The following is a 13,024-nucleotide window of genomic DNA, read 5'->3' as shown; positions in this document are numbered from 1 at the left end:
GGTCGCCATGAGGTCGGTCACGCCCGAAGGCCTGCCCGACGTATTACCCGTCGCCGATCGGGAAGATGACATCCGGCGCGGAGTGTTGACGCAGAAGCGCCGGTCGTGCGGGGACGGCATCAACCGTGGCAAAGGGAGCGGAAGTGGCGGAAGAGCACACCGGTGTCGGTCGTCAGCGAGGTTCCCTGCCGTGGCCGCGTCCCCGGCGGATCGCGACACTGTCGGTACACACCTCACCGTTGCACCAGCCGGGCACCGGGGACGCGGGCGGCATGAACGTCTACATCCTGGAGGTGTCCCGGCGACTGGCCGAGGCGAACGTCGAGGTCGAGATCTTCACCCGGGCCACCTCGGGCGACCTGCCGCCGGTGGTGGAGGTGGCCCCCGGAGTGCACGTCCGGCACGTGATGGCCGGCCCGCTGGAGGGCCTGACCAAGGAGGAACTGCCCGGCCAGCTCTGCGCGTTCACCGCGGGCGTGCTGCGCGCCGAGGCGGCCCGCCCGCCGGGCCACTACGACCTCATCCACTCCCACTACTGGCTCTCCGGGCAGGTCGGCTGGCTGGCCAAGGACCGCTGGGGGGTGCCGCTGGTGCACACCGCGCACACCCTCGCCAAGGTGAAGAACGCGCAGCTCGCTGCCGGTGACCGGCCGGAGCCGAAGGCGCGCGTGATCGGTGAGGAGCAGGTGGTCGCGGAGGCGGACCGGCTGGTGGCGAACACCCGGGTCGAGGCGCGGGACCTGATCGGCCGGTACGACGCGGACCCCACTCGGGTGACGGTGGTCGAGCCCGGGGTGGATCTGGAGCGGTTCCGTCCCGCTGTCGGCGACCGGGACGCGGCGACCACCGCCGCCCGGGTTCGGCTGGGCCTGCCGACCCGTGGTCATCTGGTCGCCTTCGTCGGGCGGATCCAGCCGCTGAAGGCGCCCGACGTTCTCATCCGCTCGATCGCCGCCCTCCGGGCGCGGGATCCCGAGCTGGCCCGTGAGGTGGCGGTGGTGATCTGCGGCGGGCCCAGCGGCACCGGGCTGGACCGGCCAACCGCGCTTATCGAACTGGCCGCCTCGCTCGGCGTCACCGACCGAGTGCACTTCCTGCCGCCGCGCACCGGAGTGGAACTGCCCCTGCTGTACCAGGCGGCCGACCTGGTCGCGGTGCCGTCGTACAACGAATCCTTCGGCCTGGTCGCACTGGAGGCCCAGGCCTGCGGTACGCCCGTCGTGGCCGCCGCCGTCGGCGGACTGGTCACCGCGGTGCGTGACCAGGTCAGCGGGGTGCTGGTGCGCGGACACGACCCGGCGGACTGGGCGGGTACGCTGGCCCGCCTGTTGCCCGACCGGGCCCGACGGGCGGAGTTGTCCGTCGGAGCCGCCCGGCATGCCCGAGCCTTCTCCTGGCATCGCACGGCCGCCGGCCTGCTCAGCGTCTACGGTGAGGCGATCGCCGATAACCGGGCCGGCCTCACCGCAGAACTCACCGCCTCCTGCTGTTGAGCGCAGGACTGGCTCGGCCCACCGGTCCGGTCCCTCCCGGCGACGCGGTGGTGATCGTCGTAGAGTTGGCCGGATGAGCGACCTCGGTGCACTGATCGAGTCCGTCTGCGCGGAGCGGGACCTCGCCTGCGAGTCCACCGGCCCGGGGTCGTACGCGGTGACCCTGCCCGGTACGCACAAGCTCAAGACGATCTGCAACCTGATCGTCGGTGAGCACGCGCTGCGGATCGAGGCGTTCGTGATGCGTCAGCCGGACGAACGGCGCGAGGAGCTGTGGGCCTGGTTGTTGCAGCGCAACGCCAAGATGTACGCGGTGTCGTTCTCCATCGACGCGGTCGGTGACGTCTACCTCACCGGCCGGGTCAACCCGGACAGTGTCGACGCCGACGAGTTGGATCGGCTGCTCGGCGCGGTACTGACCTACGCCGACGAGTCCTTCGACACGATGCTGGAGATCGGCTTCGGCAGCTCGATCCGGCGCGAGTGGGAGTGGCGGGTGAAGCGCGGTGAGTCGACCGCCAACCTGGCCGCCTTCGCGCACCTGTTCGAGCCCTCGGAGGCCGCCCGGTCGGCTCCGCCGGCAGCCGGGAACTCGGACGCCTCTTGACGGCAGCCGGAGGTTCGGACCGCTCCTGACGGGTAAGCCGCTGCGCGCGGTGCGGCGTTGGGACCCGCCGCGCCGAGACGGCGAGTGGCGAGGAGCGTGAGCATCCATGGCTCAGCGAAGCAGCTCGGGTCGCGGCGGGACCGCGACCAGGACCAGGCGGCAGGGCGGCAACCAGACCCCGAACACGCCACGGATCTCCGAGTCGGAGATCTCCCGCATGCGGGTGGACGACATTCGGGGACAGCTGCGGCGACACGGGGTCTCCGGCATCTCGGCCCTGCGTAAGCCGGAACTTGTGAAGACACTGGCGAAGACGCTGCGATCCAGCGGCGCCGGGCGCCGCAGCAGCGGCCCGGCCGGCCGGGCCGGCGCCACGAAGGCGTCCGGCACGAAACAGGCGGCTTCCGGCCGGACGGCGCCGGGACGGGCCAAGGCAGCGCCCGGGCGGGCCAAGGCGGCACCGGGGCGGGCCAAGGCGGCACCGGCGAAACGGGCTGCTCCGGCGCGCAAGGCGACCGGCGCGGCGGCCAGGTCGACCGCCGGCACCGCCCGCAAGGCGACAAGTGCGGCGCGCAGGTCCGAGACGGGTACGGCGCGGAAGAGCACGGCCGGAGCGCGGAAATCGGCCCCGCGCAAATCGGCCCCGAGCGGCACGACCACCACCCGCGCCCGTAAGGCGGTACCCACCCGCCGTCCGGCCGAGGCTCGGCCGGCCCGTGGTGGCGCGGCCCGGACCGGTCGGTCGACGTCACGGTCGGTCCGGTCGTCGCAGCTGATCTCCTCGCTCCAGGACCGGCCGGAGCGCCCCGGCCGCAGCCTGGTGACCACCAACCATGACGTCATTCGGCGGTGGGCCCGGGAGCGGGGCGCCAAGCCGGCGACGATCAGCGGTACCGAGCGCGCGGGTCGGGCCGGGGTGCTGACGTTCAACATTCCGGGTTACCGGGAGAGCAGCCGGATCCGCGAGATCACCTGGGACGAGTGGTTTCACACCTTCGACCTGCGCCGGCTGAACCTGATCTACCAGGAGCAGATGCGGGACGGCCGGCAGAGCAATTTCTTCCGGACCGAATCACCCGATCGTGAGGATGGGTGAGAGGTTTGCGGGAATAGCACTCGGGTACCCGCAGTTGGCCTTGACCGAGGGCCTAAGCGCCGTCTCCAAGGGGATCGCGCTGTGACGGGCGAGACAGCCGCTCAGGTTGAATCGCGAGGTCGGGCCGCACTAGCTTTATTGCACCGCGTCACGCTCGGTACCGTTCGGGGGAGCGGCGGATCGATCAGATCTGTGCAGCCGGGCGAGACGCGGGGGACGGGTGGACCGACACCGTTGGGGGACGGTGGCCCACCTGTTTGGACCGGCGGCGCGAGCGGGCGTCGCTTACGGGGGTGAGTGCCGCCCGCCGCCGCCGGTCGTACGACGTGAAATGCCCGGCACGACTTCGTGCCGGGCATTACGCGTGGGCTCAGGAATGCCCGGCCAGCGACGGCTCGGCCCGTTCGCCCTGACCACGCAGGGTGGCCACGCGTCGCTCCCGCGCCGGCCCGGCGAGCAGGTGCGCACCGGCGGCCAACAGACCCAGTGCGCCGACCAGCAGCCAGTGCCCGTCGCCCCAGCGTTGCAGGCTGAAGCCGCCGAGCGTCGGCGCGATGAAGGACGCTGCCGGGAAGGCCAGGTAGAACACCGACTGGTAGCGGGCCCGCAGCGCCGGTGGCGCCAGGTCCGCGTTGATCTGTGCGTTGGGTGGCGCGGCCAGCATCGAGCCGACCGTCCAGACCAGGCAGGCGCCCAGGTAGAACACGAGGTCGTCGGCGACGGCGAGCGCGCCGAAGCCGACGGCGAGCAGCGCCGTCGACAGGGCCAGCACGTGGGCCTTCCGGTGCCGGTCGATGAGCCGGGGTACGAACAACTGCCCGAGCACGATCAGGACGCCACCGAGGGCCACCACCGCGCCGTACGACGACGGCCCCAACCCGTCGGCCCGCATGGCCAAGGGCATGATCGTCGACGCCTGCATGGTCAGTACGGCGAGGACGAAGGTCAGCCCGACGAAGACCAGGAAGTGCCGATCGGTCAGCGCGGTGTGCAGCCCCGGGCGACGCGGGCGGCGGGGGCCGGCGGCCGGACTCGCCCGCATTTGCCGACGGGCCAGCGTCTCCGGGACCTTCCAGGCGATCAGCGCGGCGGTCGCCACCGTGGCGACCGCGTCGACCAGGAAGAGGGCCACGTAGCTTGCCTCGGCCAGCAGACCGGCCAGCAGCGACGCGACGGCCATGCCGAGGTTGAACGCCCAGAACTGCAGGTTGAAGGCGCGGGACCGGCGATGTTCCGGTACCACGTCGACGATCGCGGCCACGAAGGCCGGGCTCGGCATGGAGTGCGTGACCCCGACCAGCAGGGCGAGTGCCGCGATCACGCCCAGGTGCTGGCTGAGCGCCAGCGCGACCATCAGGGCGGCGGTGACCAGGTGAGCTGCCACCAGGGTCGAGCGTCGACCCCACCGGTCGGCGAGAACCCCACCGAGCAGCACCCCGACCGCGCCACCCGCGCCGTACGCGCCCACCACCACGCCGGCCAGCGACTCGCTGGCCCCCCGGGCCGCGGTCAGGTAGAGCGACAAAAAGAGCATCGCGAACGCGCCGGCCCGGTTGATCAGCAGGCCGGCCCAGAGGTACCAGAAGGTTGCGGGCAGGCCACCTGCGGTGTCGGTCAGCCAGCGACGAAGCGCCCCGGCCGGCACCCCGACCTTGCCAATCTGTTCGGACACCTAACAGATCTTGCCCGGGCTGATCGGCGGGTGGGACGCGGGGTGGCGGGGTTCACCCCCGGGAGGTGGCCACCGGCTCGGCCGCCTGCGGTGCGGCGGGCTGCGGTGCGGTCGACTGCACCGTCACCACCGGGGCGGTGCCAGCGGTACGCAACGCGACGGCACGCCGTTCCCGCGCGGGCCCGGAGAGCAGGTGGCCCACCGCCATCACCAGCCCGATCGCCGCACAGGCCGCCCAGAGGGTCGCGTTGCCGGCCTGCTCCCGCACCAGTCCGCCGAGGATCGGCGCCGCCGCTCCGGCGAGCTGCCAGGAGAGCGAGAAGACGCCCTGGTAGCGACCACGCAGCTGGGTGGGGGAGAGTTCGGCGATGAGGGTGGCGTTGGACGGCGAGTTGAGCATCTCGCCGAGGGTCCAGATCAGCACCGTCAGCCCGTAGAACCAGGCGACGTCGGCGAACGCGGTCAGCCCGAAGCCCACGCCCATCACCACCGCGGCCAGGGCGAGCACGTGTGAGCGGTTGCGCCCCTTGATCAGCCGGGGCACGAAGAGTTGACCGGCCACGATCAGCACGCCGTTGAGCGCGATCACCGATCCGTACGTGGCGGGGCTCAGGCCGGAGTCGGCCATCGCGATCGGCAGCATCGAGATGTGCTGGAGGAACACCAGCGCCCCGAGGAGGTTCAGCGCGACGAAGCCGAGGAACACCCGGTCGGTCAGGATGGTCCGCAGGGCTCTGGCCGGCACGCCGCCGCGTGGCATGCCGACGGTGACCGTCCGGGTCTCCTTGACCTTCACGAAGATGATCAGTGCGGTGACCACCGTGGTGGCCGCGTTGACCACGAAGAGCAGCAGGTAACCGGCCTGCGCGGCGAACCCGGCGAGCACCGCGGCGCAGGCGAACCCGAGGTTGATCGCCCAGTAGTTGAGCGAGAAGGCGCGCAGCCGGTCCCGCTCCGGCACCACGTCGATCATCATGGCGCCGAACGCGGGGCGGGCCGCCTCGGCGAAGAGGCCGAGCAGCAACGCCCCCGCCGCGACCGTCCACAGGTCACGGGCGAAGCCCATGGCGAGCATCATGGTCGCGGCGCCGAGATGGGCGGTGAGCAGGGTCGGCCGGCGACCCCACCGGTCGGTCAGGGTGCCGCCGGCGGTGGTGCCGACCGCGCCGCCGACGCCCCAGGCACCGAGCACCAGCCCGGCCTGCGAGGCGGAGAAGCCGCGTTCCTGGGTCAGGTAGATGGCGAGGAAGACCAGGACGAACGAGCCGAGTCGATTGATCAGCGTGCCCGTCCAGAGGTACCAGAAGGTCCTCGGTAGCCCACCTGTGGTGTCCCGGAACCAACCCCGCATCGCGCGCACGCCCGCGCCCCCGTTTCCGTAATGCCTGTTGCTCTTTTGGATCCTTACCAACCTAGTGGCGCGCCGGAATCAAGGTCACCTGTATTTCCACGTGGTGGTCGTCACCACCCTTCCCGCGCGGGCCATTGCGGGTTGCGGCAGGATGATCGGCATGACAGCTAGCGAGGGGCCCACCGTCGGGACGCTGGTCCTGCTGCGGCACGGCGAGAGCGACTGGAACGCCAAGAACCTCTTCACCGGCTGGGTCGATGTGGACCTGACCGCGAAGGGGGAGAACGAGGCGCGCCGCGGCGGCGAGCTGCTGCGCGAGCACGGCCTGCTGCCGGACGTGGTGCACACGAGCGTGATGCGCCGCGCCATCCGGACCGCCGAGTTGGCGCTGAACGCCGCCGACCGGCACTGGATCGCGGTGCGCCGGTCGTGGCGGCTGAACGAGCGTCACTACGGGGCGTTGCAGGGCAAGAACAAGAAGCAGACCCTGGATGAGTACGGCGAGGAGCAGTTCATGCTCTGGCGCCGGTCGTACGACACCCCGCCGCCGCCGATCGAGGACGACGACGAGTGGTCGCAGGTGGGTGATCCGCGTTATGCGCTGCTGCCGACCGAACTGATGCCGCGTACCGAGTGCCTCAAGGACGTCGTCGAGCGGATGCTGCCGTACTGGTACGACTCGATCGTGCCGGACATCCTGGCCGGCCGTACGGTGCTGGTGGCCGCGCACGGCAACTCGTTGCGGGCGCTGGTCAAGCACCTGGACCAGATCAGTGACGAGGCCATCGCGAAGCTCAACATCCCCACCGGAATCCCGCTGCGCTACGACCTGGACCCGCTGCTGCGTCCCCAGACGCTGGGCGGCACCTACCTCGACCCGGAGGCCGCCAAGGCGGCCGCCGCCGCCGTCGCCAACCAGGGCCGCTGAGCCGCCCGAGGACTTCGAGACGGACCCGAGGGGCCCCGGCGCTGGCCAGGGCCCCTCGCCGTGCTCAGGGGGAGGTTACGGGTTCGCCGGTGATCAGGTAGACCACGTGTTCGGCGCTGTTGACCGCGTGGTCGGCGAAGCGCTCGTAGAAGCGACCGAGCAGGGTGGCGTCGATCGCGGTCTCCACCCCGTACGGCCAGTCCGCGCCGAGCAGCACCCCGAACAACCCCTTGTGCAGCTCGTCCATCGCGTCGTCGTCGCCGTCCAGTTCCGCGGCGAGGTCGGCGTCAGGGTGGGCCAGCACCGAGGCGATCTTCTCGGCCATCCGGTCGGCGATGCCCGCCATGTCGGTGAAGACCGGGCGCAGCTCCGCCGGAACGGCCGGCGACGGGTGCCGGCGCAGCGCGGTCTTGGCCACGTGGTCGGCCAGGTCTCCCATCCGCTCCAGATCGGCGGCCACGTGCAGTGCAGTGATCATGGCGCGAAGGTCGGAGGCGACCGGTGCCTGGCGGGCCAGCAGGTCGCAGACGCGCTCCTCCACCTGGCGGTACAGCCCGTCGATCTCCGCGTCCCGCTCGATCACGGACTCGGCCGCCCGACGGTCGGCGGTGAGCAGGGCCCGGGTCGCCTGCCGCAGTGCCGCCCGAACTCCCTCGGCCATCTCGACCAGCAGTTGGCTGACGGCCTCAAGTTCGGCCCGGAACTCGTCGCGCATTGTCACGTCCTGTCCGTCGGTGCCGGCGAGCCCGCCGGCGGGATTTCCGCAGGTGCGCCGTCAAGCTATGACGCCCGGGCGGATCGGAGGTGAACGCCGATGAACTACGCCGGACGCGCGAGTGAACTTTCCCGGAAGTGAGAGTGCTTCGTCCTGTTCTGGGCGATAGCCAGGTTAACAATGACCATACGATCGCCGAGTGACGTGGGCGGTGACGGTGGGCGTGGCTGCGGCCCTGGTGGTCGGGGTGGCCGTCGGCCTGTGGTTGTCCCGGTTCGGTAAGGGGAGGCTCGCGATCGTCGACGAAGTGCAGGTCGGGCTCGGCCGCCGCGCGATCGATTCGCTGCGCGCGGGGGTCGTGGTGCTCGACGCGGACGATGTGCCCGTACTGGTCAATCCGGCGGCGCGGGCGATGGGACTGCTGCGGACCGGTGGGCGGCCGGGTTCGATCATGGCGCATCCGCTGATTCGTACCCTGGCGGGGCAGGTACGGCGCACCGGCGTGCGGCGCGAGATCGAGCTCGACCTGCCCCGAGGCCGCGACAACGCCGGGGAGAACCCGCTCGGCGTGCACCTGCGAGCGATGGGGCTGGGCAACGGCTACATCGCGGTGGAGGCGGCCGACGTGACCGAGTCGCACCGGTTGGCGAGGGTGCGCCGAGACTTCGTGGCCAACGTCAGTCACGAACTGAAGACCCCGATCGGCGCGTTGCAACTGCTCGCCGAGGCACTGCTGGACGCCACCGAGCCGGCCGACGAGGGGCGTCCGGATCTCTCCGAGGACCTGATCGCCGCCCGGCGGTTCGCCGAACGTATCCAGCACGAGTCGACCCGGTTGGGGCGGTTGGTGCAGGAGTTGCTGGAGCTGACCCGACTCCAGGGTGCCGAACCGCAGCCGGCCCCCGAGCCGGTCGGGGTGGACTGGGTGATCTCCGAGGTGATCGATCGCACCCGGACCGCCGCCGCCGCCCGCCGGATCGAGGTCACCGTCGAAGCGGAGCGGGGCCTGACCGTGTACGGCAGCGACAACCAACTCGCCACCGCGGTGGCGAACCTGGTGGAGAACGCCCTCAACTACTCCGGCGAGGACACGACGGTACGCATCGCCGCCCGGGCCGCCGGAGAGCAGGTGGAGATCGCGGTCACCGACCAGGGCATCGGCATCGCCCCCACCGACGTCGACCGCATCTTCGAGCGGTTCTACCGCGCCGATCAGGCGCGCTCGCGGGCAACCGGCGGCACCGGCCTCGGGCTGGCGATCGTCAAGCACATCGCGAGCAACCATGGCGGTCGGGTGGAGGTGGCGAGCACTCTTGGTGGTGGGTCGACGTTCACTCTCCGGCTGCCCGCTCGCCCGCCGGACGACCTGCTGGCGACACTGCCGCCTGCTGGGATCGAGCCCGGTCCGACCGATGAAAGGAAACGCCGTTGAGTCGCGTTCTGGTGGTCGAGGACGAGGAGTCGTTCTCGGACGCACTGTCGTACATGCTCCGCAAGGAGGGGTTCGAGGTTTCCGTGGCCGCCACGGGGACGTCGGCTCTCACCGAGTTCGACCGGACCGGTGCCGACATCGTCCTGCTCGACCTGATGCTGCCGGAGATGTCCGGTACCGAGGTCTGCCGGCAGCTGCGCCAGCGCTCGCACGTGCCGATCATCATGGTCACCGCTCGGGACAGTGAGATCGACAAGGTGGTCGGCCTGGAGATCGGGGCGGACGACTACGTGACCAAGCCGTACTCTCCCCGGGAACTGGTCGCCCGGATCCGCGCGGTGCTGCGCCGGCAGAGCCCGGAGGCACCCGAGTCGGGCGCGCCGACGCTCGCCGCCGGGCCGGTCCGGATGGACATCGAGCGGCACGTGGTGACCGTGGACGGCGGCGCGGTGCAGCTGCCGCTCAAGGAGTTCGAGCTGCTCGAACTGCTGCTGCGCAACGCGGGCCGGGTGCTCACCCGGGGCCAGTTGATCGACCGCGTCTGGGGTGCCGACTACGTAGGCGACACGAAGACGCTCGACGTGCACGTGAAGCGGCTGCGCTCGAAGATCGAGCCGGAGCCCTCCACCCCGCGCCACATCGTCACGGTGCGCGGTCTCGGCTACAAGTTCGAGCCCTGATCGGGCCGATCCGCACCCGCTCCTGACCGCCGTCGTTGGTGACGGCCTGTCACGACCTGGCGTAAGTGCGTTGCGTAACGGCGCAGCCGCCTGTCCGGTGCACTGTTCCGCTCCTTTGCTCTGCTTACACATACGCACAGCTCGGTGACCAGGATTTATGCGGTCGCCCTCGCGGCTGATTGTCGTGACGCCGACCACGCAGAGCTACCTGTGCGTATAGGTAAGCAGAGCAAAGGCGGCGAGGGAGTTGGTCGGGCCGGGTGCCGATAGTTACCCGGTGTGAGGATTGCTTCGGCGCGCGGCCAGGCCCGCGCGGCAAGCGACTTCGCGGCCGCCCGCGTCAGGCGCCGTCGGCAGGGTGCGGGGCGACGAGGCCCTGCCGGGTCCGCGCCGCGCACAGCTCGGCCAGCCTGGCGTACGCCGGCTCGCCGATGAGCGCGGTCAACTCCGGGGCGTACGACAGGTACATCGGGTCGGCCCCGACGTGCGCGTCGGTGGAGGAGGTGCACCACCAGTCGAGGTCGTGCCCACCGGCACCCCAGCCACGCCGATCGAACTCGGCCAGCGTGGACACCAGCACCTTCGTGTTGTCCGGCCGCTTCACCCACTCCTGATCACGGCGGATCGGCAGCTGCCAGCACACGTCCGGCTTGTACTCCAGCGGATGCGCCCCGTCGCGCAGCGCCTGGGCGTGCAGCGCGCAGCCGCTCCCGCCCGGGAAGTCCGCGTCGTTGAGGAAGACGCAGGGCCCGTCCGCTCCCTGGGTGGCGGTCCGCCGGGCCGGGTTCTTGCCGTCGACGGTGTCGTTCTCGGTCCAGTTCTTGAACCCACGCCGATAGTGCTGCCAGGTCTGCGGGGTCAGCCGCTTCACCGCGGCCCGTACCCGCGACTCGTCGTCGGAGTCGGTGAAGAACGCGCCGTGCGAGCAACAACCGTCGGCCGACCGGCCGGCGATGATGCCGTGGCAGCCCCGGCCGAAGATGCACGTCCACCGGGACAGCAACCAGGTGAGGTCGGCCCGGATCAGATGCCGCTCGTCCGCCGGGTCGACGAACTCGATCCACTCCCGGGGGAAGTCCAGCGGCACCTCCCGGCTGCGCGGGTCGGTCGGGTCGTCCACCAGCACGCGGAGTTCGATCTGCCCTGTCACCCGGCCAGCGTACGCGCGGTGCGGCGGGCAGGTCGCCGAGTGACGCGAACCGGGTGGGCCTAGGGTTCTTCCATGCGACTGGGTGTCCTCGACGTCGGTTCCAACACGGTGCACCTGCTGGTGGTCGACGCCCACCGCGGCGCGCACCCGTGGCCGGCGCATTCGGAGAAGGCCGTGCTGCGTCTCGCCGAGCAGATCGGCCCGGACGGCGCGCTCCGCGAGGCCGGCGCGGACGCCCTGGTCAAGGCGGTCGAGGCGGCGCGTACGTCGGCTGCCGGCCTGGAGGTGGACGACCTGATCGCCTTCGCCACCTCCGCGGTGCGTGACGCCACCAACGCGGCCGACGTCCTGACCCGGGTGCGGGACTCCACCGGCGTACGGCTGGAGGTGCTCTCGGGCGCCGACGAGGCGCGGATGACCTTCCTCGCGGTCCGGCGGTGGTTCGGTTGGTCCGCCGGGCGGCTGCTGGTGCTGGACATCGGTGGCGGCTCGCTGGAGATCGCGGCCGGCATCGACGAGGACCCGGACGTCGCGGTGTCGCTGCCCCTGGGCGCCGGTCGGCTGACCCGCGACCGGCTCGGGGTGGATCCGGAAAGCACCGTCCCGCCCGCACCGGAGACGGTGGAGGAACTGCGGCAGTACGTCGACGCCCACCTCGATCCGGTGGTCGAGCGGATGACCGAGGTGGGTTGGGAACGGCCGGTGGCCACCTCCAAGACCTTCCGTACGCTCGCCCGGCTCGCCGGTGCGGCACCCAGCGGTGCCGGGCTCTGGGCCCGACGCCGACTCACCCGGTCCGGGCTGCGACAGGTGCTCGGCTTCATCCGGCACATCCCACCGGCGCAGCTCGTCGAGTTGGAGGGGGTCAGCGCCGGGCGTGCCCACCAGCTGCTGGCCGGTGCCGTGGTCGCCGAGTCGGTGATGCGTCGACTCGGCGTGGACTCCCTGGACGTGTGTCCGTGGGCACTGCGGGAGGGCGTGATTCTCAGCCGGATGGATCGACTGGCTCCGGTGTGATCCCCGTCGTCCTCGCTGTCCGGTTTACGTACTCTCGTCAGGGTGTCTGAACGCGAGGCGGCTACCCTCGGTGGTGTGACTTCCCGCGTCCCGGTGCTCCTGTCCAGTTCCTCGGTCTTCCCTGAGCGGACCGCGGCGGCGTTTCAGCTGGCCGCGACCCACGGCTATGACGGCCTTGAGGTGATGGTGTGGACCGACGCGGTCAGCCAGGACGCGGGCGCGCTGCGCGGACTCTCCGATCACTACGGGGTGCCGGTGCTCTCCGTGCACGCTCCGTGTCTGCTGGTCACGCAGCGGGTGTGGAGCCCTGATCCGTGGGAGCGGCTCCGCCGGGCGGCGGTGCTCGCTGAGACGCTTGAAGCGCCGACCGTCGTGGTGCACCCGCCGTTCACCTGGCAGCGGGATTACGCGCGAGGCTTCGCCGAGGGGCTGGACCGGGTGGCCGGCGAGTTCGGTGGTCTGCGGTTCGCGGTGGAGAACATGTACCCGGTACGGATGGCCGGCCGCCAGTTCGTCCCGTACGTGCCCGGTTGGGATCCCACCGAAGCCGGTTACGCCTCGTACACCCTCGACCTGTCGCACTGCGCGGCCTCGCACACCGACGCATTGGCGATGGCCGACCGGATGGGCGACGGTCTGGCGCACGTGCACCTCGGTGACGGCACCGGCGAGGGACGCGACGAGCACCTGGTGCCGGGACGCGGCAACCAGCCCTGCGCCGAGCTGCTGCGCTCGTTGGCCGGGCGGGGCTTCACCGGCTCGGTGGCGGTGGAGGTGACCACCCGGGGCGCGAAGAGCCGACAGGTCCGCGAGGCGGATCTGCGTGAGGCGCTGGCGTTCGCCCGTCAGCACCTCAGCACGCCGTCCCCGGTCGACGCCTGAG

General features: G+C 71.1%; 12 protein-coding genes. 8 read left to right on the top strand and 4 right to left on the bottom strand.

Annotated features, from left to right (window positions below; translation table 11 throughout):
- Positions 1-143 precede the first annotated feature (143 nt).
- From mshA to ACN26Z_RS28390, 3 genes are all read left to right on the top strand, one after another.
- Positions 144-1,493, top strand: a complete 1,350-nt coding sequence (gene mshA / locus ACN26Z_RS28400; protein ID WP_421464170.1) for a D-inositol-3-phosphate glycosyltransferase — start codon at positions 144-146, stop codon at positions 1,491-1,493.
- Between the two features lie 73 nt (positions 1,494-1,566).
- The gene (locus ACN26Z_RS28395; protein ID WP_421464168.1) at positions 1,567-2,100 is read left to right on the top strand and encodes a YbjN domain-containing protein; all 534 of its coding nucleotides are present in this window, start codon (positions 1,567-1,569) and stop codon (positions 2,098-2,100) included.
- 106 nt (positions 2,101-2,206) lie between these two features.
- Complete coding sequence (locus ACN26Z_RS28390; protein WP_421464166.1) at positions 2,207-3,196, top strand: hypothetical protein; 990 nt, start codon at positions 2,207-2,209, stop codon at positions 3,194-3,196.
- Positions 3,197-3,566: 370 nt separating this feature from the next.
- Here the strand turns inward: ACN26Z_RS28390 and ACN26Z_RS28385 are convergent, their stop codons facing one another.
- Together ACN26Z_RS28385 and ACN26Z_RS28380 are read right to left on the bottom strand one after the other, a co-directional pair.
- Positions 3,567-4,868, bottom strand: a complete 1,302-nt coding sequence (locus ACN26Z_RS28385) for an MFS transporter (RefSeq protein ID WP_421464164.1) — start codon at positions 4,866-4,868, stop codon at positions 3,567-3,569.
- A 52-nt stretch (positions 4,869-4,920) separates the two neighbouring features.
- A complete protein-coding gene (locus tag ACN26Z_RS28380; protein WP_282236725.1) occupies positions 4,921-6,228 on the bottom strand; it encodes an MDR family MFS transporter in 1,308 nt (435 codons plus the stop codon).
- Positions 6,229-6,379: 151 nt separating this feature from the next.
- Between ACN26Z_RS28380 and ACN26Z_RS28375 the strand changes: the two genes are divergently transcribed.
- Positions 6,380-7,147 (top strand): phosphoglyceromutase, encoded by a 768-nt coding sequence (locus ACN26Z_RS28375; protein WP_421464162.1) that lies wholly within the window; start codon positions 6,380-6,382, stop codon positions 7,145-7,147.
- 64 nt (positions 7,148-7,211) lie between these two features.
- Here the strand turns inward: ACN26Z_RS28375 and phoU are convergent, their stop codons facing one another.
- Positions 7,212-7,862, bottom strand: coding sequence for a phosphate signaling complex protein PhoU (phoU, locus tag ACN26Z_RS28370; RefSeq protein WP_282240680.1), 651 nt, complete (start codon positions 7,860-7,862; stop codon positions 7,212-7,214).
- Between the two features lie 199 nt (positions 7,863-8,061).
- Between phoU and ACN26Z_RS28365 the strand changes: the two genes are divergently transcribed.
- Both ACN26Z_RS28365 and ACN26Z_RS28360 read left to right on the top strand, forming a co-directional pair.
- Positions 8,062-9,294, top strand: a complete 1,233-nt coding sequence (locus tag ACN26Z_RS28365; protein ID WP_282236726.1) for an ATP-binding protein — start codon at positions 8,062-8,064, stop codon at positions 9,292-9,294.
- Positions 9,291-9,974, top strand: a complete 684-nt coding sequence (locus tag ACN26Z_RS28360; protein ID WP_093403456.1) for a response regulator transcription factor — start codon at positions 9,291-9,293, stop codon at positions 9,972-9,974. The genes ACN26Z_RS28365 and ACN26Z_RS28360 overlap by 4 nt, the downstream gene beginning before the upstream one ends.
- 340 nt (positions 9,975-10,314) lie before the next feature.
- Here ACN26Z_RS28360 and ACN26Z_RS28355 read toward each other — a convergent pair whose 3' ends face one another.
- Positions 10,315-11,124, bottom strand: a complete 810-nt coding sequence (locus ACN26Z_RS28355) for a hypothetical protein (RefSeq protein ID WP_421464159.1) — start codon at positions 11,122-11,124, stop codon at positions 10,315-10,317.
- Positions 11,125-11,196: 72 nt separating this feature from the next.
- Here ACN26Z_RS28355 and ACN26Z_RS28350 point away from each other — a divergent pair, with 72 nt between their 5' ends.
- Complete coding sequence (locus ACN26Z_RS28350) at positions 11,197-12,141, top strand: Ppx/GppA phosphatase family protein (RefSeq protein ID WP_093403459.1); 945 nt, start codon at positions 11,197-11,199, stop codon at positions 12,139-12,141.
- A 75-nt stretch (positions 12,142-12,216) separates the two neighbouring features.
- Positions 12,217-13,023 carry a sugar phosphate isomerase/epimerase family protein gene (locus tag ACN26Z_RS28345; RefSeq protein WP_170863399.1) on the top strand — a complete coding sequence of 269 codons (807 nt, stop codon included), beginning with the start codon at positions 12,217-12,219 and terminating at the stop codon, positions 13,021-13,023.
- The last annotated feature ends 1 nt before the right edge of the window (position 13,024 follow it).

Origin of the sequence: Verrucosispora sp. WMMD703, assembly GCF_049178935.1 — a bacterium.
Taxonomy (GTDB): domain Bacteria; phylum Actinomycetota; class Actinomycetes; order Mycobacteriales; family Micromonosporaceae; genus Micromonospora; species Micromonospora sediminimaris.
This window is presented reverse-complemented; position numbering and strand designations above follow the sequence as displayed.

Coding starts and splice junctions, on each gene's coding strand:
- ACN26Z_RS28375 (WP_421464162.1), top strand. CDS start 6,380: ATGACAGCTAGCGAGGGGCCCACCGTCGGGACGCTGGTCCTGCTGCGG.
- ACN26Z_RS28350 (WP_093403459.1), top strand. CDS start 11,197: ATGCGACTGGGTGTCCTCGACGTCGGTTCCAACACGGTGCACCTGCTG.
- ACN26Z_RS28390 (WP_421464166.1), top strand. CDS start 2,207: ATGGCTCAGCGAAGCAGCTCGGGTCGCGGCGGGACCGCGACCAGGACC.
- ACN26Z_RS28395 (WP_421464168.1), top strand. CDS start 1,567: ATGAGCGACCTCGGTGCACTGATCGAGTCCGTCTGCGCGGAGCGGGAC.
- phoU (WP_282240680.1), bottom strand. CDS start 7,862: ATGCGCGACGAGTTCCGGGCCGAACTTGAGGCCGTCAGCCAACTGCTG.